The organism is Chitinophaga sp. 10T418 (assembly GCF_056394125.1).
Map to the genome: position 1 here is coordinate 493,552 of NZ_JBFTHG010000006.1, position 24,797 is coordinate 518,348.

Below are 24,797 nucleotides of genomic sequence, written 5' to 3' on the forward strand. Positions count from 1 at the left end.
ACGAATAGTTGTTAGCGGGTAAGCAATTTATTGCCAGGCCTGTCGGATAAACCGGAGCCAGTTTTTGTAAAAGATATTTTCTACGTCCTCTTTTTCGTATCCCCGTTTACGTAATAGCTGTTCCAGCTTTGGTAAGTCAGCGATGGTATCCAGATCCCAGGGCGACTGTTCCTGCCCGAACATTCCATCCAGGTCGCTGCCAATGGCGATGTGGTGGCTGTTGCCAGCAATCTGGCAAATATGATCATAGTGATCAATCAGTTTATCGAGGGTAATATTTTCTTTGCGCGGATCTGATTGACCGCGTACCCAGCCAGGCGTCAGCATCCAGGCATCGAGCACGCCGCCGATGACGGCGCCTCTTTCTATCAGTGCGCGGAGCTGATCATCGGTCAGTTGCCGCTGATGCGGTACCAGCACGCGACAGTTGTGGTGACTCGCCCACACAGGTCCTTTATACAATGCAAGCGCCTGCGCAAATCCATCATCCGTGAGATGTGTAACGTCAAGGATCATACGTAGCGCATCCATCTCCCTTAATAACTCCACACCGGCAGGCGTTAAAGCGCCTTGCATACCGGTACCGGGTGCATATCGCCCGGGGCCATAATGTGCAGGTCCCAGGGCACGTAACCCATTACCATAGGCTTTTTCGAGGTAAGAAAGGTTCACCAGCGAATCGGCGCCCTCCAGGCTCAGGATGAAACCCACCGGCTTTTGCTCATCGGGAAGCGTATCATCTTCCCAGAGCTGCAAATGCTTTTCCAGTGTAACCGTATCCGTTATTTGTTTCATTTCACCGGCGGCCACCATGGCACGGTACCAGGCCAGTTGTCCCTGTGTTTGCGCCCAGGCCTGTTCGGGTGAATGCCAGCCAGGCAAAGTACTGCCTGGTGCCACGTAACGCGCAATCTGTGTGGCGACTACCAATCCTATTTTCCCTTGTCGTAATGCCGGCAGGGACACCACGCCTTTTCCACGATCCAGCTTGTCGGTCATACCCTGCTCCCGTTCCCGGATGCTGTTGACCGGCATTTTAAGATCCCTGTTCCATTCCAGCGCATTCATGGCCAGGTCCAGGTGTGCATCTATCATTAACATGTCATAGTCGTTTAATGCGCGTTATTTTCGGCTACTTTTTTCTTTACTACATCCACCGGGTATTTCAATGCCAGCTTGCGGATTTCATAACTGAAGGCGGCGAATGTTTCTTCCCACATCTTCGCTTCTTCCGGCGTATAGTCGTAAAACCCTTTGGCATTGGCTACGCCGCGGGCACCGGACTTCACCAGCTCATCTATCAGCGGCGGCACTTCTGTGGTGTTGTTGAGCGTAGGAAACAGGTCTTTCATGACCGTATGATATGCCTGCACACCAGTAAGGTCCATCCAGCGGAAAACACCCACCAATGTCATCCAGTAGCCCGCGTTATTTCGACAGGCCCTGTCTACATCTTCTACGGTAGCATAGCCATTTTCCACGAGAAAAAATGCTTCCCGGTACATGGCATACATGAGGCGGTTGGTAATAAAACCGCGGATGTCTTTGCGTACCAGCGTAGGCTCCTTGCCCCAGTAATGAGAAATAGCGTAGAGGTATTCGCCTTTGGTAATATCACTTTTATCACCACAGATCACTTCCAGGAAACGGGTAGTATGTGAAGGTTCTGCCCAGTGCAAACCAAAAAAACGTTCCGGATGTTTCACCTGTCCCTGTAGAATACTGATAGGGATAGCCGATGTATTACTTGTCAGCAGTGCATCTTCACTGATGGCTGCTTCGATTTTTTCGTATACCGTTTTCTTGATCACCAGGTTTTCCAGGGTACATTCAATCACGAGCACACAGTTGGCCAGTTGCGCATACTCTTCTGTGATGGAGAGTTGCTGCAAACAGTGGGCGGGTGTTTTGGTGGTCAGTCCCTCCTTTGCGGATCTGCTCAGATGTTCGGTGATCCGTTTGGCAGCATGCTGCAGGTCTACCGCTACAGGGGCTACTGCAATCACCGGGTGACCGGCCATCAGCAAGCAAGCCGTAATACTACATCCCATTAAGCCCAGTCCCACCACTCCTACCGGCATTTTTGTCGGATCTATTTGATATTCCATCTGCGGTTATTTTTTATTTAAAAGCAATCACGCAATCCTTGCAATCGCATCTATTTCTATTTTGATACCGCTGCCTAACACCGACTGCACGGTTGTTCTCGCGGGTTTTATACCGGGAAAGAAGTCGGCGTATATTTTATTAAAGGCAGGGAAGTCGTTGATATCTGCCAGGTGCACGGTACACTTCACGATACTCTCTACGGTGCCACCGGCGGCAGTTACAATGCAGCGAAGGTTATGAAGGGTAAGCGCGGTTTCTGCTTCAATGGTTCCCAATGCAAAAGCGGCTCTGGTAAAATCGATCGGACCTTGTCCGCTGATATACAACCAGCCATCTATGGCAATTGCATCTGAATAAGCGCCGGTAGAAAAATGACGGTCTTTTTTTTCGGGATGAAATATTTCCCTTTTATCCATAGAAATCTGTTTTAGTAGGTAGCACGTCCACCGGACAAATCAAAGGTGAATCCGGTAGTAAAACTATTTTGCGGAGAAACGATGTATAAGGCCATGGCAGCGGCTTCTTCGAGCGTACCACAACGCTTCATGGGAATTTTATCAGTCATATACTTCACCTGTTCCACAGGCATGGCATCTACCAATGCGGTACGGATTACCGCAGGAGCCAGTGCATTCACCGTAATACCTGTTTCTGCATAATCCTTACCCTGTACTTTGGTCATGCCAATAACAGCAGATTTGGAAGCGGAATACGCCAGCATACCGGCGTTGCCTTCTTTACCTGCAATGGAAGCAATGTGCAGGATGCGCCCGTAGTTTTGCTCCAGCATATAAGGCAGTACATGTTTACCGGTAAACCAGGAGCCCATGAAGTTCACCTCCCATACGAGGCGCAGATTAGTGGTGTCTGTTTCGTGGCTTTTGAGATTAGTCATACCGGTGATACCGGCGCTGTTAACGAGGATATCTATTTTTCCGAACCTGCTTTTTACGAGGTCTATCACCTCTTTCACGGCACCTTCATCAGTGATGTCTACGGCATACAATTCTACTTCACCGGGAAACTGCGACTGCGCACTTTTCAGCAAAGAAGGATTTTTATCCAGCAAAGCCAGCTTCACGCCGGCTTCCGATAACTTCCGTGCAATCGCCAGGCCCAGACCTGAGCCGGCGCCGGTAACAATACCAACCTGGTGGTGGAAATCTGTATACATACAATCGTTGATTAAGGATGATACTGCCAAAGTACATGATCACCTCACAGGAATCACCATCAAACGATTGAGTAAAATTATAGCTGGGGTTCGTGTATAATTAATTGCGGTGGCAATAAAATTTTGTGAAAGGCAGTACCACTGTCGGTTTTATTATCTCCCTCCAGCAACTGCAACAGAATTTCTGTCGCCTTCTCTCCCTGTTTGTAAGGGAACTGTTCTACAGAAGCCATAGGTGGATTGTCCATGTAATTGCAGATAGGTTCATTCGCAAAACTGACAAAACAAATGTCTTCATTGATCTTAATGCCCGCTTTCTTCGCGTACTTGATGGCATCCATGGCGACATAGTCATTGAAGGTAATAATAGCTGTGGGTCTGCGTTTCATCTCAAGGATCTGTTGCATGGCCTGCTGATTGCCTTCTTTTGATAAATTGGAAGATACCACACTGCTCAGGTCTATTTTAATCCTCAGTTTCTGCAACGCATGCATATACCCTTCCAGCCTTTCTTTGCTGGCCAGCAAACTATCTGGTCCGTTGATCATCCCTATATTGCGGTGCTTCTTCTTTACGAGGAAGCGGATAGCTGCTTCCATGCCTGATTCCAGCTCACTGGCAATGTAGTGGATATCGGGCATGCGGGGAATGCGGTCAAAAAACACCACGGGGATATTCATTTTCTTCAGTAAATCGAAGTGGGCATAATCGGCAGTATTTTTTGCAATAGATACCAGCACACCATCTACCCGATGGCTTTTCATGGATTCTACCAATCGTTTTTCCCGGTCTTCCTCATCGCGGGATTGCCCCAGTAACAGCGTATAGTTTTTACGATAGGCCACATCTTCAATGGCACTTACGATAGCGGCAAAAAAGTCCTGGTTCAGATTGGGCAATATCACCCCTATCATGGAGGTTTTACTTCTTTTGAAAGACAGGGCCACCTGGTTGGGTTCATAGTTGAGTTCAGCGGCCAGTTGATGCACCCTGGCACTGGTTCTCAGACCAATACTGGGATGATTATGTAAAGCTCTTGAAACAGCAGAAACAGAAATATTCAGGCGTTTAGCAATTTCCTTGAGCGTAGGGACTTGCGTACTCATGACATAAGGTTTTAGATGATTACACAAACTTCAATACCAGGCTTCTATCACATAGTTATCCGGTTTACAGGGATACGATTGAATGGAAAAGTAAGACAAAAAAATGATTCTCTGCAGGGGAAGGTGATACCTGAAATAATTACCCTATATTTAAGTAACCAATATTTATGAGTGGAACTTTTTTAGAGATCGCGTTACCCATCTCCCAACAACTATCACCCGGCATTAAAGGCGCCAGTATCATATCCCTAACCGATGGCGGCTATCTTCTGAGCTTTGAAGAAAGGCCGGAAGTAATTCGGCTGGACAAGGATTTAAAGGAAGTTTGGCGAAGAGATCTGCAGGCGCAAAATGTCCGTTATGTTTCCTGTCATATCAGCGCCAATGCAGACGCCAGCCTGATTGGCGTATCCGGCTATAACGATATCCGGATTTTTGATGCCGCAGGACAGTTACGCTGGACATTTACGCATGAGCCCTGGAATAGTTTTACCGGCGCCAACTGTTTTTTCAGTCCGGATAATTTACTACTCTGGATTATCGCGCCCGGAGATCCCGACCACTTATACGTGATTCGCTGCGCCGACTTTGCCATGCTGGATCATTATACACTGGATGGCCACCAGGAAAACAATTACAACTTCATGGCCACACCGGATAAAGAAAAAGTGCTGATGGAAGTAGCTGCCGGTCAGGACGACGCCAGCCTGTTTCTTATACAGCTCACCGACGGAAAAATAATCCTGCACGAATTGCTATCCTGCTACGATCGCGTTGCCGGTAATTTCTCACCCAACGGAAATGAATTTGTGACAGGTCCACACAACAGCGAGGGCATCGAAATTTTTGCGTTCCCTTCTTTCGAAAATACCGCCAGTCTGGAACAGGCGGATCTGTTTGCATCAGCCGCCGGTTACTCCGACAGCGAAGACCCGGATACCCTGAATTTTATTTCCTTGTTTCTGAACGATACCACCTTACTGGCATTCACCCGGTTCGGCAGACTATTACTGGTAAACAGACAAACGATGGCCTGCATGGGTGAATTAGTGGCGGAAGGCAACATCATTCAGGCATACGACGATAGCTGGAATGTGACAACCGATCCTGCGGCTATTACGGAATATGCAGGTGATATTGTAACGGTTCAGGTAGACCAGCAACGATTAGTACTCACCTATGGCACCGGAGATATCAGGTGGCACGACTTATCGCCATTGAAGAACCTGGCAGGGCTAACGTAATTTGCGTTATCTTTATCCGGAATGCAAATGGCTGATTGCTCATCTCTCTAAAAAATAAATAAATGAAAAAAGCACTCTCGCTTTTGATTTGTTTCATTTTATCTGTTACCCTTTCCCAGGCACAGGTTGCCCCTCCTGATACCGTTAAAACCGGTATATACATTACCAGCATACATGATATTGATTTCAAACAAAGTGAATATACCATTAACCTCTGGCTATGGTTAACTTATAAAAACAAACAATTCGACTTTATACAAAACCTGGAAATACCACAGGCAAAATCCTTTACCAAATCATTTTCCACGATAGACTCCAGCAATGGCCGCATTTATTTGCTGATGAAATTGCAATGCGTGATGAAGGATTCCTGGAAGATCAACAACTTTCCTTTTGACCGGCAGCGGCTGCGTTTTTCCATTGAAAACTCACAGTATGATTCCCACGCAATGATATTTGTCGTTGACTCACTCGGAAAACAGTTTGATCCGCGTTTTACGCTGAGAGGCTGGAATATTGACAGCTTTAAAATGTCTACCGGCACCAAAGCCTATGAAACTGCTTTTGGAGACAGCAGTGTGGCGAAACCACATACGGAGTACAGTTCCTTTACCGTTAAAATAGGTATTGGCAGAGATGCCAGCCAACTGTTCTGGAAAATGTTCCTGGGCATGTATGTATCCTTCCTGATCGCCTATATCTGTTTTTATATCCACCCCGATAATATTGATTCCCGTTTTGGATTAGGCGTTGGCTCTTTATTTGCCGCGATAGGAAATAAATATATCATTGACTCTTCACTGCCGGATTCTACCACCTTCACGTTGGTGGATACGCTACATGGCATTACCCTGTTTTTCATCTTTGCCGTCATTACCTCTTCCGCATGGTCGCTGAGGCTGATCAAAGCCAATAAGCTCAGGGAAGCACACAGAATGGATCTGATACTGGCGCAGGTGGTGCTGCTGATATATGTGGGGTTGAATATTTATTTTATTACCAAGGCGAGTAGCGGTAGTTAAAATCTGCTCATCAATTCTTCAAACTCAATTTGCTCGGTGGTCATATGGCCCGGGCCTCCGTACTTTTTTAAATACTTCCATTTAGCTTTGGCGTCAATTACCCTGGGTTGTATTCTTTCGCTTAACGCATGCACCGGCCGGCCTGTTAAAGAGGTAAAATCGGGTGTATAGATTTCAAACTGCTGACAGGGAAAACGTTTTTTTAACTGATCATCGTAGTCCCAGAGGTACAGCACTTCGCCGGCTTTATATTCAACGATAAACAAATCGCCTTCATCCTCATATTCTTTGGCAACGGCTATCTGCAGGGCATTTACACGGGTTACCTGTATGCCGTTTTCCATGAGCAGCTGATTGAGCTTCGACCATCTTTTCCTCGATTGCGCACGTTGCTTATACATTTCATAAGGTGCAAATACAACAAAAGAAAAGCAAAGCACTGCTATTGTTCCGAATACAATAACTGCCATCCTCACATCCATCAGCATAGCCATATTTGTGAATACTGCGCCCGCAAGAAAGATAAAGACGAAATCGTGTAATTTAAATTTTGATACCCGTTCCTTTATGGCATTGCTTTTCAGCTTGTTTAACAAACGTATTTCATTGGCAAGGAGTGGCCTGCTAATCTTTTCCATTTAAAAATAAAGTTGGTCAGGTAAAGGATAACAATATCAAAAAATTAAGTCGTTTTAAAAAGATGTGCTATAAAATAACGATAGGGCCACGATATCATTCATTATCCGGGTAACAGTTTACAGCATAGATATTACATCTTGATAGATACCGGGAAAAGCCGCACTGAAAAGGTAATAAATTTTGGGGAAGAAATAAGCATCTATGCGACCAGGCTGCAGCAGGAGGGAATTATACATCCCTCCTGCTGCATGTTTTCATTAGCTTTCCAGGCAGGCGCCATTTTCCTCGGATTCCAGCTGCCGCTGCAGGTCTTTGCTGGTTTGCGATTGACCGTCATGGCTCCAGCCTGGGGCAAAAAACAGGTACTTCAACTTATCCGATAACGAATCCGCTTTCTTCATATCCTGCGACAAGGCAATGAACTCATGGAAAATGATGTTTACAGGCCCTCTGTTCTCCAGATCTTTCACCAGGCCGTACCTTACCTTATCTTCCGGCAGCTCTTCCTGGAAGGTGCCAAAAATCCGATCCCAGAGGATCAGCAGCATTCCCATATTCTTATCCAGGTAGCGGTAGTTGCTGGCATGGTGTACACGGTGGTGCGAAGGCGTGACGAAAATATATTCAATGACCGGGTGTAGTTTACCGATGGTTTGCGTATGTACCAGGTTACCATAAATCTGGGTAACATAGTAAGCGATTAAAATATCGATGGCACTAAAACCCATCAAACTTAATGGCACAAAGAAGAACAACCGGTACATAGGTTCAAATACGCTGGAACGGAAGCCGGTGGTGAGATTAAAATGTTCTGAGGAGTGGTGAGTAACGTGTACCGCCCAAAACAGGCGTATATAGTGGGCGGTGGCATGCAGCAGCCAGTACAGGAAATCCTGCAACAGCACCAGCACTGTCCAGTAAAGAAATACATTGGGAATAGTAAAGAAGTGATAGTGCCGGAAGCAATAATCCAATAGCAGGTAGGTACCGGACTTCATAACCACGTTGACCAGGAAATTTACACTCATCAGGTAAATAGTCGTCAGCGTGTCTTTTGATTCGTAGTGTTTTTTGTCGTGTGCATAACTGAAATACGATTCGATCAAGCTTAAAATGATGATGGCGCCGAATAAATAGAAAATAACTGAATTTAAAGTTGTTTCTGTCATAGGTAATACTTTTCCAAAGGGATATCTTCCCAATTACAGGTTTCTTTTCGACAATAAGACGATTCCCGTGAATTAAACCCCTATAGTACTACTAAAAAACATTTCCTGCAAGGAAAATCCATCATAAAAGAAATTCTGCCTGCCAATGCAACAAATCAGGCTGTAAGGGGAATCTCTTTATATTGTAACACAAAGGGCACAAATACATCAGAATATTTCAACGGTCCATGCCTGTGGCTTATAACAGGCTTACCTATCATGCATTTTTTCACAGCGGCAGCTAATTATTTACGCACGCGCCGGAAAACGATTTCCCTGCGCGTTTCAAATCCCATATGCTCGTAAATACGAATGGCCCGCTCATTGGCCAGGGACACGTGCAGGTAAGAAACAACACCGGCGGCGGCATGTTGCTGACAAAGGCGGTTAATCAGTCTTTGTGCATACCCACGCCCGCTGTAATCCTTATGCGTGCAAATGGCACTTAACTCTGTGAATCCGTTAAGCCGCATACGTTCTCCGGCCATAGCCACCAGCTCACCTCCCTGCCTGATGCCATAATAAGTTCCCAGCAAACGGGTATCCTTGTTATAATATCCCGGTTGTAAACTATTGATCAGGTTATACATATCGGTGGCATCTGCCTCGCCGAGCAATGAAACGGGAATGCCTTCATCGTCCATCATCGGCGGCATACTGCTCTCCAGTACCATTTGGGCACAGGGCAACTCATGCTCTACTATCCAACCGGGTGGTAAAGTGGGCAAATCGCCGATGATAAAAAATGTTTCCCCTGCATTCATCCAGGGATCCAGTTCCTTTAAATGATCTGATTGCGTATCATCTACGGCTACAAAAGGAACAATTCCGGGCTTATATCTCCTGGCATGATCTGTTCCCTGCGCAAAATCTGCGTGCACACTGGTTAACGCGCCCCAGGCGGGGTTGTCTAATACGGTTTCCTTCATCCGGCTAATGTATGTTTTTTCATAAAATCTACCTTTATTTTTTTGATGAAAAACATATTTTTCTAAGCTTCATTCCTGCTAACTATGATGGATATACTTTTTCAGAAATACACCTGTCAACGATGCTTTTTCCCGCATCATATCTGCCGGCGTACCTTCAAAAACAACCGTGCCTCCCTCCCGTCCTGCGCCCGGTCCCATATCAATGATCCAGTCGGCCTGACTGATGACATCGAGATTGTGTTCTATCACCATCACCGTACTGCCGCGGTCTACCAGCTTGTTCAGCAACACGATCAGGTGCCCTACGTCCGACAGGTGCAGGCCCGTGGTGGGTTCATCCAACACATAAATATTACCGGTATGTTCTAATTCCGTAGCCAGTTTTATCCGTTGTCTTTCACCTCCCGATAAGGAGTCCAGTGGTTGTCCGAGCGACATATATTCAAGCCCTACTTCCTGCAAACGACGCAATATGATTAGCACTTCTTCTTCCTGAAAAAACTGCATTGCTTCCGCCACATTTAACTGTAATACCTCATCAATAGCCTTGCCTCTGAATTTATAACGCAACACTTCCGGCGTAAACCGCCGTCCATGGCACACTTCGCAAGTCGTCACTATATCATCCATAAATGCCAGGTCCAGGGAAGTAACGCCCAGCCCCTTGCACGCCGGACAGGCGCCGGCTGAATTAAAACTGAAAAGTCCCGCGCTCACATGATTGCTTTTTGAGAAAAGATGGCGGATGATATCTGATATCCCCGTATACGTAGCCGGATTGGAGCGTATAGAGCCCGCCAGTGCGCCCTGGTTAATGCAGATGGTATCCGGATACAGGCGCGGTATCATGCCGTTAATCAGGCTGCTTTTACCTGATCCGGCTACACCGGTGATCACTGTTAAAACTCCTTTGGGAATATGTACGCTTACATTTTTCAGGTTATGCAACGTGGCATTGCGGATGGTTAAACTGTCTTTCCATGTTCTCACCACCTGTTTTACCGGTGTGGGTTTCCGGAGATATTCACCGGTAAGTGTACCCGATTTCAATAATCCTTTGACCGTGCCTTCGAATACAATTTCGCCGCCATTCTTTCCGGCCCCCGGCCCCATATCAATGATGTGGTCTGCTTCCAGGATCACATCCGGATCATGCTCTACTACCAGCACGGTATTGCCTTTATCCCGCAATCGCTGCATCAGCACATTCAGCTGATGTACGTCCCGGGCATGCAGTCCACTGCTGGGTTCATCAAAAATGTACAACATATCACTCAAACTACTCCCCAGGTGACGCACCATCTTTACCCGCTGCGACTCACCACCAGACAAAGTAGATGTTTCCCGGTTCAGGCTCAGGTACCCCAACCCTATTTCTGTTAAATGGGTGAGTCTTTCTATGATAGCAGCTACCATTGTTACGGCCTGCGTCGATTTGATCCGGGTGATTTCTTTTACCAGGTCGCTTACCTGCAAGGCTGCATAGTCTGCAATATTTTTACCATGGATTGCTGCACTCAGTATCTTTTTATTTAACCGTGCGCCTTTGCATTCCGGGCAAATGCCCTTCTTCACTACCTGTTTAATCGCTTGCTGCAGGTTCTTTTTATTCTCCTCTGCTTCTTTGCCGAGGAATCTTTTTGTAAACCGGGGAATAACGCCTTCATACTTTGCAGAAGGCCACCAACCAGATTTTGGATGGGGAGGTTTAATTTCTTCCTGGTATAACAACAGCTCCCATTCTTCCTTTGTGTATTGCCCCAGCTTTTTATTATTATCGAAATAACCCGATAATACAAAGCGTTTCCACAAGGCAGTGCCTACGTCAAACGAAGGGAACAATATCGCCCCTTCATTCAATGATTTGCTGCGGTCAAAAAGTTTGTCTTCGTCTATGGCTGTTACCGTACCCAGGCCATCACAAACAGGACACATCCCTTCCGGGTGGTTAAAAGAAAATACGTTGGAGTAGCCTACAAATGGCCTCGCGATCCGGGAAAACAATAACCGCAGCAGCGAATATATATCGGTAATGGTGCCTACGGTAGAGCGGGCATTTCCTCTGATGGGCTTCTGGTCTACAATAATAGCCGGGCTCAGGTTTTCCATCAGGTCGGCATCCGGTTGGCCATAGTGCGGCAACCGGTGCCGGATAAAGCTGCTGAAGGTTTCGTTCAACTGCCGCTGTGCTTCCGCAGCAATGGTATCAAATACCAGTGAAGACTTTCCCGAACCAGATACACCGGTTAACACGGTGATCCGTTTCTTCGGAATATTTACATCGATGTTTTTCAGGTTATTTTCCCTGGCACCTTTAATTATGATCCCGTCATGTTTGCTACTATTCATACACAGAAAAAATTAAATGGTTAACATAGTAAATGATTAACTTTGTTAACAAATAGCAATTATTATGCCCGGACAACCAGCTGAACAATTCGAGCAAGCCTATACAAATCTGCAATGCCTGATCATTGCGCAGGTAAACAAATTCAGTACAGAGCAACTAACTGCCACACAATACCTCATCCTCGATTTCATTATACGTAGTGGAGAAACTGCCACAGGACAACTCGCAAAACAATTCAGAATTTCCCCACCTGCTATTTCCCGGCAAATAAAAAAGCTGATGGAAGATGGATTGATTGTACAAAAGCGGGATACGGCAGACCGGCGTATTTACTTTAATGCAGTAACGCCTAAAGCCGTAAAACTGGTGAGCCAGGCCAAAAAACTCCGGAAAACGATGTCACTCCAACTGCAGCAAATCCTGTCTGACAGCGATCGTAAAACATTTATACGGCTATGTAACCTGATTACAGAGAAAATAAAGCTGGAAGAATAAATTTATTCATGCAGACTTTTTATATATCTTATTGAAACGTTAAACCGTTGCCGCCCCTAACACAAATGCTGTACCTTTGCCATACAAAAAAACAAACACACCTATTTACCTCCCGCAGCCACTGTAATGCGTTACAGTTTAGTATTTGTATTGAGTTACTTTAAAATATAAAATATGAAACGACTGGAGAACAAGGTTGCCCTGATCACGGGCGGCGCAGGAAGCATCGGACAAACAACAGCTAAATTATTTATTGAAGAAGGCGCTAAAGTAATATTGGTAGACCTCGATGAGGCCGCCTTAAAGAAAGTAACAACAGCACTAGGAGACAATGCAGCCTATGTCGCTGCCAATGTAACCATTGCTGCTGATGTAGAAAGATATGCAAAAGAGGCCGTGCAAAAATTCGGTAAGATTGACATTTTCTTTAACAATGCAGGTATAGAAGGTGTAGTAAAACCTATTATAGATTTCCCGGAAGAAGTGTTTGACAAAGTACTGGCCGTAAACGTAAAAGGCGTTTTCCTGGGCTGTAAATATGTATTGCCGCAAATGAAGGATGGTGGTAGTATGATCATCACCTCTTCTGTAGCAGGGTTAACGGCATCACCTAACTTTGTTGCCTATACGACCAGTAAACATGCCACCTTAGGCATTATGAAAACGGCCGCACTGGAAGCCGCTCCGAGAAAAATCCGGGTGAACTCCATACATCCGTCACCGGTAGATAACAGAATGATGCGTTCTATCGAAGAAGGATACCAACCGGGTAAGGGTGCAGATGTGCAGAAAGCTTTTGCTGCCGGCATTCCATTAGGCAGATATGCCGCTCCGCTTGAAATCAGTAAACTCCTGTTGTTCCTGGGCTCCGACGATAGCCAGTTTATTACCGGCGCACAGTATGTGATTGATGGCGGCCTCACCACAAAATAAAGATAGTTTTATAGCCGATCCAATGATGCAAGCGACTTCCCCTAAAAAGGAAGTCGCTTTGTTATGGCCATTATTTTATTCAATTCCAAACTCCGGCGCATATACGACTACGCCGGAAATAGTATCCAACGCACCCGGTATTAATTCCAGCGCCATAAAATTATTGTCCGGCACTTCCATCGGCGCTTTTATATTCCATTTAACCGCCGGCCGGAACCCAAATTTCGGATAATAGTGTTCATGACCTAATACAACCACCGCTTTATAACCCATATCCGTGGCTACTTCCAATCCCCTCCGGATCAGCACTCCACCGATACCCTGGTTTTGATATGCGGGCAATACTGCCACCGGCGCCATTGCCAGCACACCGGAAATCAACCCCTCACCGGAGTTAACAGGCAAGTCAGTGAACAGGATATGTCCTACTATTTTATTGTCCCGTTCTGCTACCAGTGAAAGCCCGGGAATAAAGGCGATACTTGTCCGTAGCCGATCTACCAGGATCGCTTCTTCTTCCCGGTTAAATGCGGCTGCTTCTACTTCAAAAACTGTTTTTACGTCTGCGATATTTTCAGGACGTATATGAATAGAGAATGATGACATGATGGTAAAATTGTGATATTTATATACGCTTAAACACGACCATATTAATGATGGCTCAGATTTTCCAGCGTACACTATTAAATAAAGAAGTTAAGCCCTTCCAGTCTGTTGGAAAGGGAGAAGCCGTGAAACCGGCGATGTAGAGGTATTTTAGACAATATCCATCTCACAAAGTTAGAAAAAAACGGGAATAAAAAAAGACCGGCTGGTTGCCGGTCTTTAAAATGTATTGGGTTATGCTGGTAAGGTCCTCCTCGGGTTCTTTGTTCTAGCCCATCACTACGGCTTCTTAGCCGGCGCCAGGTTTTTTATTTCTATCCTCCTGAAATCCACCGGCTGACCTTCGCTCTGCAATGCAATAAACCCTTCAGACAATAACTTTCCATCAATCTTAATAGCAGGATCATAGTTGTTGACTACGCCGCCGCCAATCTGTGGTTTGGAATATTGCAATACGGTATCTCCGTTGATAATATGTGTGATCAGGGAATCGCCCAGCACAATCAATTCTCCACGCACCCACTGTTCCCCATCATAGGTTTTGGAAGTAGACTCCAGGCAATGCTGCGGTTCCAGTTGCCCTTTGTACACCACATTGGTACCCGGCGAGCACATGTTACCGGTAGGTCTGGGCTTGCCGTCTCCCAAGCCGGCCAACAGCTGCATTTCTACGGAAATAGGCCAGTCCTGCTCTTTGGGCATAGTCCGGGGATCCTGCGAATGAAACATCACGCCGCTGTTCAACAGGGTATATTCCGGCGCCGTAGGACACCATTTCCCTACAAACCGGTATTCAAATTTCAAATGATAATGTGAAAAGGGTTGCTTGTAATACAGATGGCCAAACTGTTCATTAAAATCGCCATACTGGTCATAGCGCACTTTAATGATGCTATCCTCTACCCGGAAAGTATTCCCGAAATTATCACCTACTTCATGATGATGAATTTTCACAATCCAGTCGTTGATATCCTTGCCGTTAAAAAGGGATATCCATCCCGTATTTTTATCTTGTACGGGATCACCGTGTTTAGGAGTATGGGCACAGGACATGCAGCCGGCAGACAGCGTTAGTATCAACATCATACGGGAAAAACAGTACTTCATCATATAAATATGCAGTTATGGGTGTAAATCAGCGTACAAAATAACTTTTTAATACAAAGAATGAAAGGGTTTATTTATTCCTATATTTGAAACCGTTCAAACTGGAATATATTGATGAATAAGCTGGTATTATTAACTGCCCTGTGTTTGTTATCCTTAAAAACCTATGCCCAGGATATCAATGAAAATTTACGTAAACAACATTTATCCGTACGCGGTGCCATTACCACCAAAGACTGGATACTCCGGGGACCAGTGAAATCCCTGAAGGAATGTACTTACGGATATGCGGCCAATGGACAGAAGGAAACCACCTACTACTGCAACAATACCGATTATAGCACCGCCGGGATGCTATTAAAACAGAGCTACTACAGCAACAAAGAAAAAAACACCACAGACAGCAGGTACTTTTATTCCAACAACCACCTGGACAGCATCACCGGATTTCAGAAAAAAGTATATCACTATGATGATCATGACAAGCTGGAGAAAATCAGTACCTATKGCTACTATGATGAAAACAGGAATACCGTTGTCATGGAGGAAATATTCGGCTATGATAAAAAAGGGATGATTGTCCAAAACACACAGACCTCTCTACCTGATAAAGCAGTCACCAATTTCACCTACGCCTACCGTAAAACCGGGGAGTTAACGGAGCAGCATATCGTGAGTGAGGGAAACGACATCCTGTATGTGAATGAATTTGACACAAAAGGACAAGCCTACAAAACCAAAATCATACAGGCAAAATCACCGGACAATAATAGTTTCAGCAGTATTGAACTGAATCAGCAGGGAGATATCTCCGCGATGACCAGCAGCGGAAAAAATACAGCTACAGTGCGTACTTACCAGTACGAATACGATACACAGGGCAACTGGCTAAAACAAACCGTTACCGAAAATGGTAAATTGAGATTCAGCATTGTCCGCATCATCACCTATTATCTAAAAGGCAGCGGTGATACTATTACTACCGCCTCACCCGATATGCCGGTGGTGAAGCCCCCGCTGATGCCGGCTGAAGTAGTCGATTCTTTTATAACGGCACTGGATAAACGTCAATACAATCGTGCTTATAATTATTGTACCGGCGGTCGTTGGGGTACACCGGTACAGTTTTCCAGCATTAATATGTATGGTGGTATCACGGCTGCGAGGATACTGAAAACACAGCCGGCTCCCCTGCTGATCGGGCAAAACGATATTAATATAGAAGCCACCGTATATGTAGAAGATCCCGCCAATGGCAGTGGCACCTTTGTACAACAGTTCCAGTTACGGAAAAAAGACAACGTCTGGAAAATTGCCGGCATCAAATTAATCAGCAGCACCCGTCCATCGGACAACTGGAGCCTGAACGTACCTACCCAACCCGATCTGACCAAGGCACAGGTGATCCGCCTGGCGAAAGCGGTATATGATACCGTTTCCCTGGCAGCAGCAGTGGGCGATGGAACAGAAAAAATGAACCGTGAGCTGGATACGCTGCGCTTTTTCAAAGATGACAAGATGCTGTACTGTGTAGCTGTATTTGCTATCCAGGGGCCTCAGTACGGTGCTTCTGTCGGCTGGTGCGACATCCTGCTCTTCGCCAAATCTGAAGATAAATGGCAGCTGCAAACATTTTTATTAAACGCCGGCGGTGGCGGCATGTATGGCTACTCCGGTCACTTCGGCAAGTTATTGCGCATGGGCGATGAACACGTAGCCATTGTGCTTAATGGCGGACTTACCCATATGGGAGATAATGTATCCTGGTCCGATTTGGTGGCTTTCCATCAGGGAAAACTGCAGCTGCTCTTCCATATCACCACAGATTATGCATACGAGGATGGCAGTGATACCAGCCCTGACAGGTGCTTCGAAATTAAATTCCGCTTTGAACGAAATAGCAAAAAAGTATATGATCTCCTGCTGGAGAAATATCGTTGCGATAACAAAGGCCCTGTAAAGAAAGCCACGGTACCTTACGCCAACGGGTATACGTTACCCGAGTCTTTTAATGAAACGTTCTGATGTTGGTTGCGGCTGTATGGAACTCCCCGTACAGCCGCAATGCTATTCTTAAATAGCCGGCAGCTACGTATACCTGTTCCCGTTAAACCGACTTACCATTTTTATAATACTCATGCTGTATTCCTTCCAGCAGGTCCTGCGTATCTATGGGCCTGTCTTCCGATAATGCGCGGATAGAGGCCGCCTGCACAATGTTCAGGATAGACGCGCCCGTCAGTTCATATTTCCTGGCGAAGTCCTGCAGACTGATATCTTCACTCCATGGAATATCTGCCGGCATGGTATTATTCCACAGCACCAGGCTTTCCTGTTCATTAGGCGGGTTAAAAGGTACCACTGTCTGGAACCGGCGGATAAAGGCCTGGTCCATATTATTACGGAAGTTGGTCGCCAGGATCACCAGTCCGGGATGCTCTTCAATTTTTTGCAGGAGATAAGATACTTCCTGGTTAGCGAAACGATCGTGCGCAGATTGTACATTGGTACGCTTACCGAATAATGCATCTGCCTCATCAAAAAACAGGATCCAGTCTTCTGCCCTGTCAAAGATCTGCTGGAGGTTTTTCTCTGTTTCCCCGATATATTTTGATACAACCAGGGAGAGATCTATCCGGTATACATCCAGTCCGAATTGCTTTCCGAGCAAACTGGCCGTCAACGTTTTCCCGGTTCCCGGTGGGCCATAGAACAGGGCACGGTAGCCAGGCTTGGTCCTTCTGCCCAGGTTGGCATCCGACTCTATGCGGCCATGATATTTCAGCCAGTGCCGGATCATTTTCAGTTCCCGATCTGTTTGCCGGGAGATGACAATATCATTCCATTCCATTTTTGTTTCCAGCAAAGTGGCCGGGAAATTTGAGCCAAAAGAAGGCCGCCATTTTCTGCCGGTCAGGAATTCCGCCAGTCTTGATTGAGAAAGTAATAATCGACCACTCATTTCAGGCTCCCCTTCCCGCATGTCTTCCAGCGTGATGATGCCCGTTTGGAAAATGGTGGGGCGTTCTACCGCCGCGCCGTTTATTTTTCCGCCATACACTTCTCCTTTCAACCACGAGGAATAATGCAGGCGCATATCCATGTTCATCCCTGCGAGCAGGAAAAGGGCCGTTTCTCCCGTAGGAATGATCCCGCGGTAGTTGCCCCCTTTCACCCCGCCAAACTCCGGGAAATCGCCTCCTTTAGGCATGTACTGCCTGATCAGGGAAGTGAAGAGATCCGGATGCGCATGTGGAGAGATCGCCAGCATCAGGGTAATATATTCTTCAACAGAAAGATGATTGTCTATCACATATCTCGCCAGTGGAGAGTCGTCATCTGTTAATTCAAATGGCGGCTGCACAAAATCCGCCTGCTTACCGAAGTAATGATCCAGTCTTGCTGCAGCCACTTTCAGCAACACCGACATAGATGCCGCCAGGAAAGACTGCCCGATAACACCGGGTACGGCGGTTTCTTCTGTTTCCTCCGGCGTGGAGATGGTTTCTTTTTTCTTCCAATACATAATATTATTTTTTCAGGGTCATCAGGGTGTGCAGGCGGCATCTTTGGTGCCTGTACAATCCACTGCTTTTTCGTTGGCAGCATCCAGCTTAGCCATATACTCCGCTACTTTTTCGTTGTATTTTTCACCCGCTTCTACAAATTTGTCAACGGATTGCCCTACGGCTCCGCCAAAGGACGGCACTTTATGTTTGGCGAGGTAGCTGAATACAAAAGAGCCGTGACTACCTTCATGAAAACGCAGCGTGGTATGACCCGCTTTCTTATCCTTTTTGGTAGTACCGCGGCCATAGACAGAGGTAGACTTAGGATCAGCCCCCGGTTTATAGGTGGTTTGAATCGTAATTTCCAGGGTAGCGGATCCTACGATTTTAGATATCTTATCATTTTTAGATTCGTAAGACGGGCCTCCTGCAACGTAGGAGGTACGGGTCATCGCAGATTTTCCCGGCGGCACCTCTCCTATGATATCCGGTAATATGATCACTTTCACTTTACCCACCTGTCCGGATGCACTCAGCACGTGACCAGCGGTATCGGTATCTGTTTTCATTTTCTTAGGTACGGGGGTAGATATTTCCGGTACATCTTTCTTTTGTACGATGCTGAGTTGTTGCCCCTGTTGCTGTACCACATGCGTTAGTTCATGCGCCAGCAGCCATTTACCTTCCCGGGTACCGGGGTTATATTTTCCTTTATTGAAATAAATTTCGCCGCCATAAGTAAATGCCTGCGCCTGTAGTTGTGCTGCGGCGGCCTGTGCTTCCGTGCCGGTGTGAATACGCACCTTACCAAAATCATAACCGAAGCTACCTGACATCTCTGCTGCAGTACCGGTGGGTAACGTATTGCCACCTCCTTTGGGCACCACACCGGACGGTGTATGTGCATTCCCAACTGCTTTAGGCGCTGATGCAGCACTGCCTTCTTTTTTAGTGGCGATGCCTACCTGGTCATCACGCTGATCCATGTTATGGGTATCTATAGAAGCCCGTTGTATCACCTTATCGGCCATTTGATCGGCTTCCTGTTCCTGTGGATCACCAGGAGTGCTGACGGTTAGTTTGGCTTGTGGCTTTGCACCTGGCGGAAAAAACTGTGCATTTGCTTCTGCCGTTTCATGCGATGGCTCCGCCTGGAAGAATTGCTGCGCCGGCCTTCCTTCTCCTTTGTTCTTTTTTCGGCGCAGTTGTTTTTTTACAGCCATGGTATTATTATTTAGAGAGATGTTGAATTTCTTTTTTCACGAAATAATCGGTCGTGATTCCCATGTCCTCGCGCATAGCCAGCAGCAGCCGTTGCCGGGCGGCCACTGATGCAGCTGCATGCACACCATCTGTTGCCGCAGCCTGCTGTAGTTCGCGGAATGCCTTGATTACTTTAGCAGATGCGATCAACCCCAACTGTACCTCCAGTTCCTGAAAATCGAGGTTTACTTTCTCCTGTTGCTCCGCCGTCAGTTCATCTACCACAGACTGCCAGGCATCCAGGCATTTTTCGTATAGATCTGCCCGATAGGTGAACTGCTTTCCCTGCATAATCTTATCACTATGATTGCTGATAGCATTACTGAGGATGAAGGTGCAAATAATACCCACTGCTGCAAAGATGATTACCATGGCCCGCGTACCGGGTTCCAGGCCCAGCTGTTCCTGCCTTAACAGCAGATATCCCTGCCATACCACCCAGATCATCACCGTAAGTGTAAGCAATGCCAATAACATTTGAATGAAGCTTCGCATAGATTTTATGTTGTATATAGTTTTACATATGTTGGAGCCAGTATCACATTCAGCTTATCCCGTTCTCTTTTACTGAATACAAACTTACCGTTCAGTTTATATTCAATGAGCGACTGGTAAGTGGCAAATCTTACACCTCCACGGTCCTTCATGATCTTAACAATCGCCTTGGCCCAGTCCTCTGTCATGTTATCAATTCCTTTCTCTATCTTTTTGGCGTTACCACAATCCAGGTATACAGGATCCTTCGTCCGTTCCGTTAAATAATAGGATTCGGGTCGCTGATCGACTTTATTATCTATCGTTTTACTTACTACTTTCGTTTGTTTCAAGGTAGCAGGATCCACAAATAATGCTGTACAGCTAAGGGAGGATGGCACATTCCGCTCATCCTTTCTAATGGAAAGTATCTCTTTCAAATCCTCTCCGGGAGGTATTTTGGCGGCTTCTGCTGCCGACCATGGAGCCGGTGTCGTCAGGCTATAACTGGGTTTTACCAGGTAGTCCACCATTAAACCGCTTTCCACGGCTTTTTTAACATTCTGCTCTACCATGTCACGATGAGTAGCATTTGCCTTTCCGGTCAACGGAGTCAGATTTCTGTAGTCATCCCCGCTTCCTCCTACTTGTTGATTTAACAAATGCCCGAGTATATAGTATGGACCGCTATCTTTCCTACGGCGTTTCATATTTTTATATGACGCAGGAGCCATACCCTGATTCGGTTCAGTGCCTACCAGCTTGCTCTTCTTCGTCAGTTTTTTCGTATGCATTTCCGTACCGAATTGGGTCGTTGGGTTAAGGGCACCAAACGTCAGTTCCGGATCAATAAATCCGACGATGTCTTTCTTGAACAAAGGTCCCATTATAACGCTTAGTTGATCCATCAGTGCCCTGATCTCTTTTTCCTTGTCTTCTGCTGTATATTTAGGTGTTTCTTTCTTCTTTTCAACTGCCGTAATCTGTGCATATTTATTTTTTGCTTTGTCTTTCCTGGCCTGCATTTTCTTTCCTTCCGGACTGCGCGGTTTATCAACTACAATGGCAGCCAGCCAATTGTCAAACTTCATGGGGGTACTCTGTACCATCAGCTGCGCACTTTGTTCCGAACCGGCAAAAGAGATGGCATGCATTTCTCCGTCTTCGGCTTTAAACTCCTTACGAAGTCCCAGCCATCCCAGCACTTTATTCAATGCCGCCTTTCCTGCTTTGAGGATCGTGTCTATGACGCTGAGTGCACCATTGATCAGCCAGTCTATGGCATCATCTACCTTTTTGCGGCCAGCAGTTACGATATCTTTGATCTTATCTCCTACTGGTCCGATAATGACTTCTACCGAAAATCCTATTACTACCGGTACTGCCTTGGCAAGCACTTCTTCAAAAGCTATCTGTGCGTGCTCCAGTTTTCCGCCAATGATTTCTGCCAGGTTATCCATGGCCTGGTTCGCCAGGTTGAGCATTTTGTTTACATAGGCAATACCTGTCTTCATGGTATCATACACCAGGATAAGGGTATTGATGGTAGCGCCTATGCCCAGCGGGTCAGCACTGGTAGCGAGGCGCTTCATAATTTCTGCAGATATTTTTTCTGATACCCAGCTAACAATGCCACTGATGACCATATCCGTGAGGTCGTCCAGTTTTGCTTTTGCTTTGCGGAGCAGTCCTTCTGCGCCTTCCTTTATCCAAACAGTCACCCATTCCAGGGCTCCTGTCAACACATCCTGCATTTTCCGCATCTTCGCTACACGCTCTTTGCCTATCTTAGGATTCTCTTCCATCCGTTTGTATACATTCTCCATGTTGATGCCGAAAAGATCCAGCACATATCCCAGTATATTCCGGAGACTAAAATCAGATGGCGGTGCTACCGCTACGGCTCCTTTCACTTCACCAAACAGCCATTCCAGCGCGCCGTGCAACATGTGTGTACCGAGATTATCATAGAAGCGGACAAAGCCTCCTTTGATCACGTTCCATACATTCTTCAGGAATTCTCCCGGTTTTTTGATGATGTCGGAGAAGTTGTGCGCGGCTTTGGCAATAACAGCAGTGACGAGCGTTGGATCGATGCCAATTAAACTCAGGAGATTGCGGAAGAATGTCCAGAGTCCCCGGGCCAGTTTACCATCCACGAACACTTGTTGTATCACAGTAAGCGCTGCAGCTTTGATCTGCGGCCACTTTTCTTTCAGGTCTATGAATTCAGCAATGACTGGTATCTTTTTCAGGATCACTTCCGTGAGCCAGTCCATGACAGGATCCTTGATACACTTCGGTACCAGGGCAAAAGGCCCGAGGATGAAGTCTCCCAAAAAGTCCAGCACATTACCTGCTACCGCTACCAGCTTCAGGAGCATATCAATTACGCGTTGCATAAATGCGCGTACATCTTCCATGCCGGCATAAATACGTTCAAAGATCCACACTACTTTATCTTCCGCCCAATCTTTGATGCTGTCAATAGCTTTAGGGACCCAGCTCACCAGCGAATACACCGGGCTGAGATATTCGTTGCTCTGCAGCCCACTGAAGAAGCTACTTACGTTAACGGCTATATTATTTACTTTTTCCAATACCCATTGACCAGCAGCAATGATGGTTACTTTAATCCGGTCGATCGATTTGTTGAGGGCCGGCAGTAACACATCCCGCAGGGTCATTTGTTTGTTGGCCACGGCATCATCATCATTCCCCATCGCGGTAGCTGTATCTGCTACACTGTCCAGCCATTTGGTGGCATCGTCCTGCAACTTGCGGATGGCATCCATATTAATCATGGCGCCAATACCGCTGATCACGCTCTGTATTGGTTCTATCACGGGGCGTAGCTGTGTTTTAATAAACTGCCACGCTTCGTTTAGTTTGGCCGACACAAAGTCCATGAAGCCCCCTTCATCGGAGCTGTTGATGCCCAGTTTTTTACAGATCCAGGCCCAGGCATCGCGGTAGGGCTGAATAATGATGGCATCAAATTTATTCCAGATCCATCTGCCAAAATCTTTGATGCGATCCCACACTTTACCCGCAAAGGCGGTGACCTTGTCGAGGGCGGGCGCCATATAGGTATCCCAGATCTTATTCAGCCATTGTCGTAGTGGCTCTATGGCTTCCATCAGCCGGTCCCATACGGCACCGGCAATGGCTTTCACCACCACGGAGAGCAGGTTCAATGCAGCAAACAACGGCTTGCAATCACCTTTGGAAAGCCCATCGAGGATAACCGGGAGCTGATTTTTAAGATGGATAAATATCTGGATGATGAGCATAAACTGCTCATCTGAAAACCCTAATCCATTGAAGAGTTCCCGGAAAAGGCCGAACAATGCGCCTTTGATATAACCAAAAACACCTTGTGTTTTTACCTCTTTATAAAACTCGTAGATATCTGCCGGTAAATGCGATTGCAACACAGATTCAGCACCATTGAGCAGCATATCTGTCCAGGAGGTTTCCTTTTCTTCCCCTTTCTCTTCATCGCGCTGCACGGTTTTAGCAGCGCCCTGTTGGACAGTATGCGTAAGTTCATGTGCCAGCAGGAAACGGCCATTGGTCGATTCCGGTTGGTACTTATTCTCTCCGAAATAAATATGATGCTGGTAGGCAAATGCCTGCGCTCCGATCTCCTGGCTCAGCGAAGCTGCTTCCGTGCCGGTATGAATACGCACTGCGCTGAAATCGGCCTGGAATGCGCTTTCCATGTTTTTCCGTACCGGTTCCGCCAGCGGAGTTCCGGACTCACTTGTTTTGAGGCGGGCAGAAAAACTATCGCTGGTATGGAAACTACCATCGCCGGCGCGTTGTAATCCTTTTACGGGTTTGGTGAGTACCTCTTCTCCCTCCTCCTCACTCCGTTGAATATTATTATTGCCATTGCCTTCCGGGCGACTGCCGCCACCACCGGTAAACGATAGTTGCGGCATGCGCAATACTTTTTCGGCCATCCGGTCGGCTTCTATTTCCTGTGGATCATCGGGTCTACCTACTTTCAGGCTGGCCTGCACCGGCATGGGAACTGTGGCAGTGGATTCATCCGGCTTGGTATGCAGTTGCTCCGCGCCTTCACAATCTGCACATTTTGCCTGTACTGTTTCGTCTTCCTCAGCAGAACGTTGTACGGGCGCTTCCTCTTCTGTACTTTTTGCCTGCACGGAGGTTTCTTCTTCCGATGCAGTCCGCTTTATTTCTTCTTCCTGTTCACAGTCCTTGCATTTTGCCTGCACCGATGCTTCTTCTTCCGATGCCGTGCGTTTTATTTCTTCCTCCTGTTCGCAGTCCTTGCATTTTGCCTGCACGGGTGCCTCTTCTTCCGATGCAGTCCGTTTTATTTCTTCTTCCTGTTCACAGTCCTTGCATTTTGCCTGCACGGACGCGGCTTCGGCCCACCTGCTAATCCCAGGTATAAATAAGGATTGAATATCCGGCATGGCCGCTTCTGTATCCATTTCCCGGGAAATAGTAGCCGCAAAAAAAGGTTGTACCTGTTGGGACGCACGCCGCTGCGGCGACTCTTCTTTCCGGAAAAGTTTACCTGCTTTGAGGCCTGCCTTGGGAGGCGCGTTATGGACACCGCTTTCGCTCATGGAGTCATTTCAGGGTAAA

The 24,797-nt window shown here is 46.6% G+C and carries 20 protein-coding genes; 5 read left to right on the forward strand and 15 right to left on the reverse strand.

The genetic code is table 11. The features are described 5' to 3' along the window. Nucleotides 1-27 precede the first annotated feature (27 nt). From AC1DCV_RS20175 to AC1DCV_RS20195, 5 genes are all read right to left on the reverse strand, one after another. Complete coding sequence (locus AC1DCV_RS20175; RefSeq protein WP_477024850.1) at nucleotides 28-1,101, reverse strand: dipeptidase; 1,074 nt, start codon at nucleotides 1,099-1,101, stop codon at nucleotides 28-30. Nucleotides 1,102-1,112: 11 nt separating this feature from the next. After that, a complete protein-coding gene (locus tag AC1DCV_RS20180; protein ID WP_477024851.1) occupies nucleotides 1,113-2,108 on the reverse strand; it encodes a 3-hydroxyacyl-CoA dehydrogenase family protein in 996 nt (331 codons plus the stop codon). Nucleotides 2,109-2,135: 27 nt separating this feature from the next. After that, nucleotides 2,136-2,525, reverse strand: a complete 390-nt coding sequence (locus AC1DCV_RS20185) for a RidA family protein (RefSeq protein WP_477024852.1) — start codon at nucleotides 2,523-2,525, stop codon at nucleotides 2,136-2,138. Between the two features lie 11 nt (nucleotides 2,526-2,536). After that, on the reverse strand, nucleotides 2,537-3,283 hold the full coding sequence (locus AC1DCV_RS20190) for an SDR family NAD(P)-dependent oxidoreductase (protein ID WP_477024853.1): 747 nt from the start codon (nucleotides 3,281-3,283) through the stop codon (nucleotides 2,537-2,539). Nucleotides 3,284-3,360: 77 nt separating this feature from the next. Continuing rightward, complete coding sequence (locus AC1DCV_RS20195; protein ID WP_477024854.1) at nucleotides 3,361-4,389, reverse strand: LacI family DNA-binding transcriptional regulator; 1,029 nt, start codon at nucleotides 4,387-4,389, stop codon at nucleotides 3,361-3,363. Between the two features lie 167 nt (nucleotides 4,390-4,556). Here AC1DCV_RS20195 and AC1DCV_RS20200 point away from each other — a divergent pair, with 167 nt between their 5' ends. Both AC1DCV_RS20200 and AC1DCV_RS20205 read left to right on the forward strand, forming a co-directional pair. Next, the gene (locus tag AC1DCV_RS20200; RefSeq protein ID WP_477024855.1) at nucleotides 4,557-5,633 is read left to right on the forward strand and encodes a hypothetical protein; all 1,077 of its coding nucleotides are present in this window, start codon (nucleotides 4,557-4,559) and stop codon (nucleotides 5,631-5,633) included. A gap of 62 nt (nucleotides 5,634-5,695) precedes the next feature. Further along, nucleotides 5,696-6,655 (forward strand): ligand-gated ion channel, encoded by a 960-nt coding sequence (locus AC1DCV_RS20205; protein WP_477024856.1) that lies wholly within the window; start codon nucleotides 5,696-5,698, stop codon nucleotides 6,653-6,655. Here AC1DCV_RS20205 and AC1DCV_RS20210 read toward each other — a convergent pair. The 4 genes from AC1DCV_RS20210 to AC1DCV_RS20225 form a co-directional block, all read right to left on the reverse strand. Then, nucleotides 6,652-7,293 carry a hypothetical protein gene (locus AC1DCV_RS20210; protein WP_477024857.1) on the reverse strand — a complete coding sequence of 214 codons (642 nt, stop codon included), beginning with the start codon at nucleotides 7,291-7,293 and terminating at the stop codon, nucleotides 6,652-6,654. The genes AC1DCV_RS20205 and AC1DCV_RS20210 overlap by 4 nt on opposite strands. Before the next feature lie 258 nt (nucleotides 7,294-7,551). Beyond that, nucleotides 7,552-8,463 (reverse strand): sterol desaturase family protein, encoded by a 912-nt coding sequence (locus AC1DCV_RS20215; RefSeq protein ID WP_477024858.1) that lies wholly within the window; start codon nucleotides 8,461-8,463, stop codon nucleotides 7,552-7,554. 284 nt (nucleotides 8,464-8,747) lie between these two features. Beyond that, nucleotides 8,748-9,431 (reverse strand): GNAT family N-acetyltransferase, encoded by a 684-nt coding sequence (locus AC1DCV_RS20220; RefSeq protein WP_477024859.1) that lies wholly within the window; start codon nucleotides 9,429-9,431, stop codon nucleotides 8,748-8,750. Between the two features lie 78 nt (nucleotides 9,432-9,509). Beyond that, nucleotides 9,510-11,783 carry an ATP-binding cassette domain-containing protein gene (locus tag AC1DCV_RS20225; RefSeq protein ID WP_477024860.1) on the reverse strand — a complete coding sequence of 758 codons (2,274 nt, stop codon included), beginning with the start codon at nucleotides 11,781-11,783 and terminating at the stop codon, nucleotides 9,510-9,512. A gap of 64 nt (nucleotides 11,784-11,847) precedes the next feature. Here AC1DCV_RS20225 and AC1DCV_RS20230 point away from each other — a divergent pair, with 64 nt between their 5' ends. Continuing rightward, nucleotides 11,848-12,279, forward strand: a complete 432-nt coding sequence (locus AC1DCV_RS20230) for a MarR family winged helix-turn-helix transcriptional regulator (protein ID WP_477024861.1) — start codon at nucleotides 11,848-11,850, stop codon at nucleotides 12,277-12,279. A 174-nt stretch (nucleotides 12,280-12,453) separates the two neighbouring features. Next, on the forward strand, nucleotides 12,454-13,212 hold the full coding sequence (locus AC1DCV_RS20235) for an SDR family NAD(P)-dependent oxidoreductase (RefSeq protein WP_477024862.1): 759 nt from the start codon (nucleotides 12,454-12,456) through the stop codon (nucleotides 13,210-13,212). Nucleotides 13,213-13,287: 75 nt separating this feature from the next. On the opposite strand, the gene AC1DCV_RS20240 is transcribed toward AC1DCV_RS20235, so the two are convergent. Then, nucleotides 13,288-13,818 carry a GNAT family N-acetyltransferase gene (locus AC1DCV_RS20240; RefSeq protein WP_477024863.1) on the reverse strand — a complete coding sequence of 177 codons (531 nt, stop codon included), beginning with the start codon at nucleotides 13,816-13,818 and terminating at the stop codon, nucleotides 13,288-13,290. A 279-nt stretch (nucleotides 13,819-14,097) separates the two neighbouring features. Further along, nucleotides 14,098-14,928: a 3-keto-disaccharide hydrolase gene (locus tag AC1DCV_RS20245; protein WP_477024864.1), complete on the reverse strand. Its 831-nt coding sequence runs from the start codon at nucleotides 14,926-14,928 to the stop codon at nucleotides 14,098-14,100. A 144-nt stretch (nucleotides 14,929-15,072) separates the two neighbouring features. On the opposite strand from AC1DCV_RS20245, the gene AC1DCV_RS20250 reads away from it, so the two are divergent. Beyond that, nucleotides 15,073-16,950: a hypothetical protein gene (locus tag AC1DCV_RS20250; RefSeq protein WP_477024865.1), complete on the forward strand. Its 1,878-nt coding sequence runs from the start codon at nucleotides 15,073-15,075 to the stop codon at nucleotides 16,948-16,950. 82 nt (nucleotides 16,951-17,032) lie between these two features. Here the strand turns inward: AC1DCV_RS20250 and AC1DCV_RS20255 are convergent, their stop codons facing one another. The 4 genes from AC1DCV_RS20255 to AC1DCV_RS20270 are packed head-to-tail and all read right to left on the reverse strand — an operon-like array spanning nucleotide 17,033 to nucleotide 24,778. After that, entirely contained in the window at nucleotides 17,033-18,451 is a 1,419-nt protein-coding gene (locus AC1DCV_RS20255; protein WP_477024866.1) for an ATP-binding protein, read from the reverse strand. Nucleotides 18,452-18,472: 21 nt separating this feature from the next. Continuing rightward, nucleotides 18,473-19,657, reverse strand: a complete 1,185-nt coding sequence (locus AC1DCV_RS20260; protein WP_477024867.1) for an eCIS core domain-containing protein — start codon at nucleotides 19,655-19,657, stop codon at nucleotides 18,473-18,475. Nucleotides 19,658-19,664: 7 nt separating this feature from the next. After that, complete coding sequence (locus AC1DCV_RS20265) at nucleotides 19,665-20,192, reverse strand: hypothetical protein (protein WP_477024868.1); 528 nt, start codon at nucleotides 20,190-20,192, stop codon at nucleotides 19,665-19,667. Between the two features lie 5 nt (nucleotides 20,193-20,197). Further along, nucleotides 20,198-24,778 carry an eCIS core domain-containing protein gene (locus AC1DCV_RS20270; protein WP_477024869.1) on the reverse strand — a complete coding sequence of 1,527 codons (4,581 nt, stop codon included), beginning with the start codon at nucleotides 24,776-24,778 and terminating at the stop codon, nucleotides 20,198-20,200. Nucleotides 24,779-24,797: the final 19 nt, after the last annotated feature.

Coding starts and splice junctions, on each gene's coding strand:
- AC1DCV_RS20200 (WP_477024855.1), top strand. CDS start 4,557: ATGAGTGGAACTTTTTTAGAGATCGCGTTACCCATCTCCCAACAACTA.
- AC1DCV_RS20195 (WP_477024854.1), bottom strand. CDS start 4,389: ATGAGTACGCAAGTCCCTACGCTCAAGGAAATTGCTAAACGCCTGAAT.
- AC1DCV_RS20215 (WP_477024858.1), bottom strand. CDS start 8,463: ATGACAGAAACAACTTTAAATTCAGTTATTTTCTATTTATTCGGCGCC.
- AC1DCV_RS20270 (WP_477024869.1), bottom strand. CDS start 24,778: ATGAGCGAAAGCGGTGTCCATAACGCGCCTCCCAAGGCAGGCCTCAAA.
- AC1DCV_RS20180 (WP_477024851.1), bottom strand. CDS start 2,108: ATGGAATATCAAATAGATCCGACAAAAATGCCGGTAGGAGTGGTGGGA.
- AC1DCV_RS20265 (WP_477024868.1), bottom strand. CDS start 20,192: ATGCGAAGCTTCATTCAAATGTTATTGGCATTGCTTACACTTACGGTG.
- AC1DCV_RS20220 (WP_477024859.1), bottom strand. CDS start 9,431: ATGAAGGAAACCGTATTAGACAACCCCGCCTGGGGCGCGTTAACCAGT.
- AC1DCV_RS20210 (WP_477024857.1), bottom strand. CDS start 7,293: ATGGAAAAGATTAGCAGGCCACTCCTTGCCAATGAAATACGTTTGTTA.
- AC1DCV_RS20235 (WP_477024862.1), top strand. CDS start 12,454: ATGAAACGACTGGAGAACAAGGTTGCCCTGATCACGGGCGGCGCAGGA.
- AC1DCV_RS20185 (WP_477024852.1), bottom strand. CDS start 2,525: ATGGATAAAAGGGAAATATTTCATCCCGAAAAAAAAGACCGTCATTTT.
- AC1DCV_RS20205 (WP_477024856.1), top strand. CDS start 5,696: ATGAAAAAAGCACTCTCGCTTTTGATTTGTTTCATTTTATCTGTTACC.
- AC1DCV_RS20255 (WP_477024866.1), bottom strand. CDS start 18,451: ATGTATTGGAAGAAAAAAGAAACCATCTCCACGCCGGAGGAAACAGAA.
- AC1DCV_RS20260 (WP_477024867.1), bottom strand. CDS start 19,657: ATGGCTGTAAAAAAACAACTGCGCCGAAAAAAGAACAAAGGAGAAGGA.
- AC1DCV_RS20175 (WP_477024850.1), bottom strand. CDS start 1,101: ATGTTAATGATAGATGCACACCTGGACCTGGCCATGAATGCGCTGGAA.
- AC1DCV_RS20225 (WP_477024860.1), bottom strand. CDS start 11,783: ATGAATAGTAGCAAACATGACGGGATCATAATTAAAGGTGCCAGGGAA.
- AC1DCV_RS20240 (WP_477024863.1), bottom strand. CDS start 13,818: ATGTCATCATTCTCTATTCATATACGTCCTGAAAATATCGCAGACGTA.
- AC1DCV_RS20190 (WP_477024853.1), bottom strand. CDS start 3,283: ATGTATACAGATTTCCACCACCAGGTTGGTATTGTTACCGGCGCCGGC.
- AC1DCV_RS20245 (WP_477024864.1), bottom strand. CDS start 14,928: ATGATGAAGTACTGTTTTTCCCGTATGATGTTGATACTAACGCTGTCT.
- AC1DCV_RS20230 (WP_477024861.1), top strand. CDS start 11,848: ATGCCCGGACAACCAGCTGAACAATTCGAGCAAGCCTATACAAATCTG.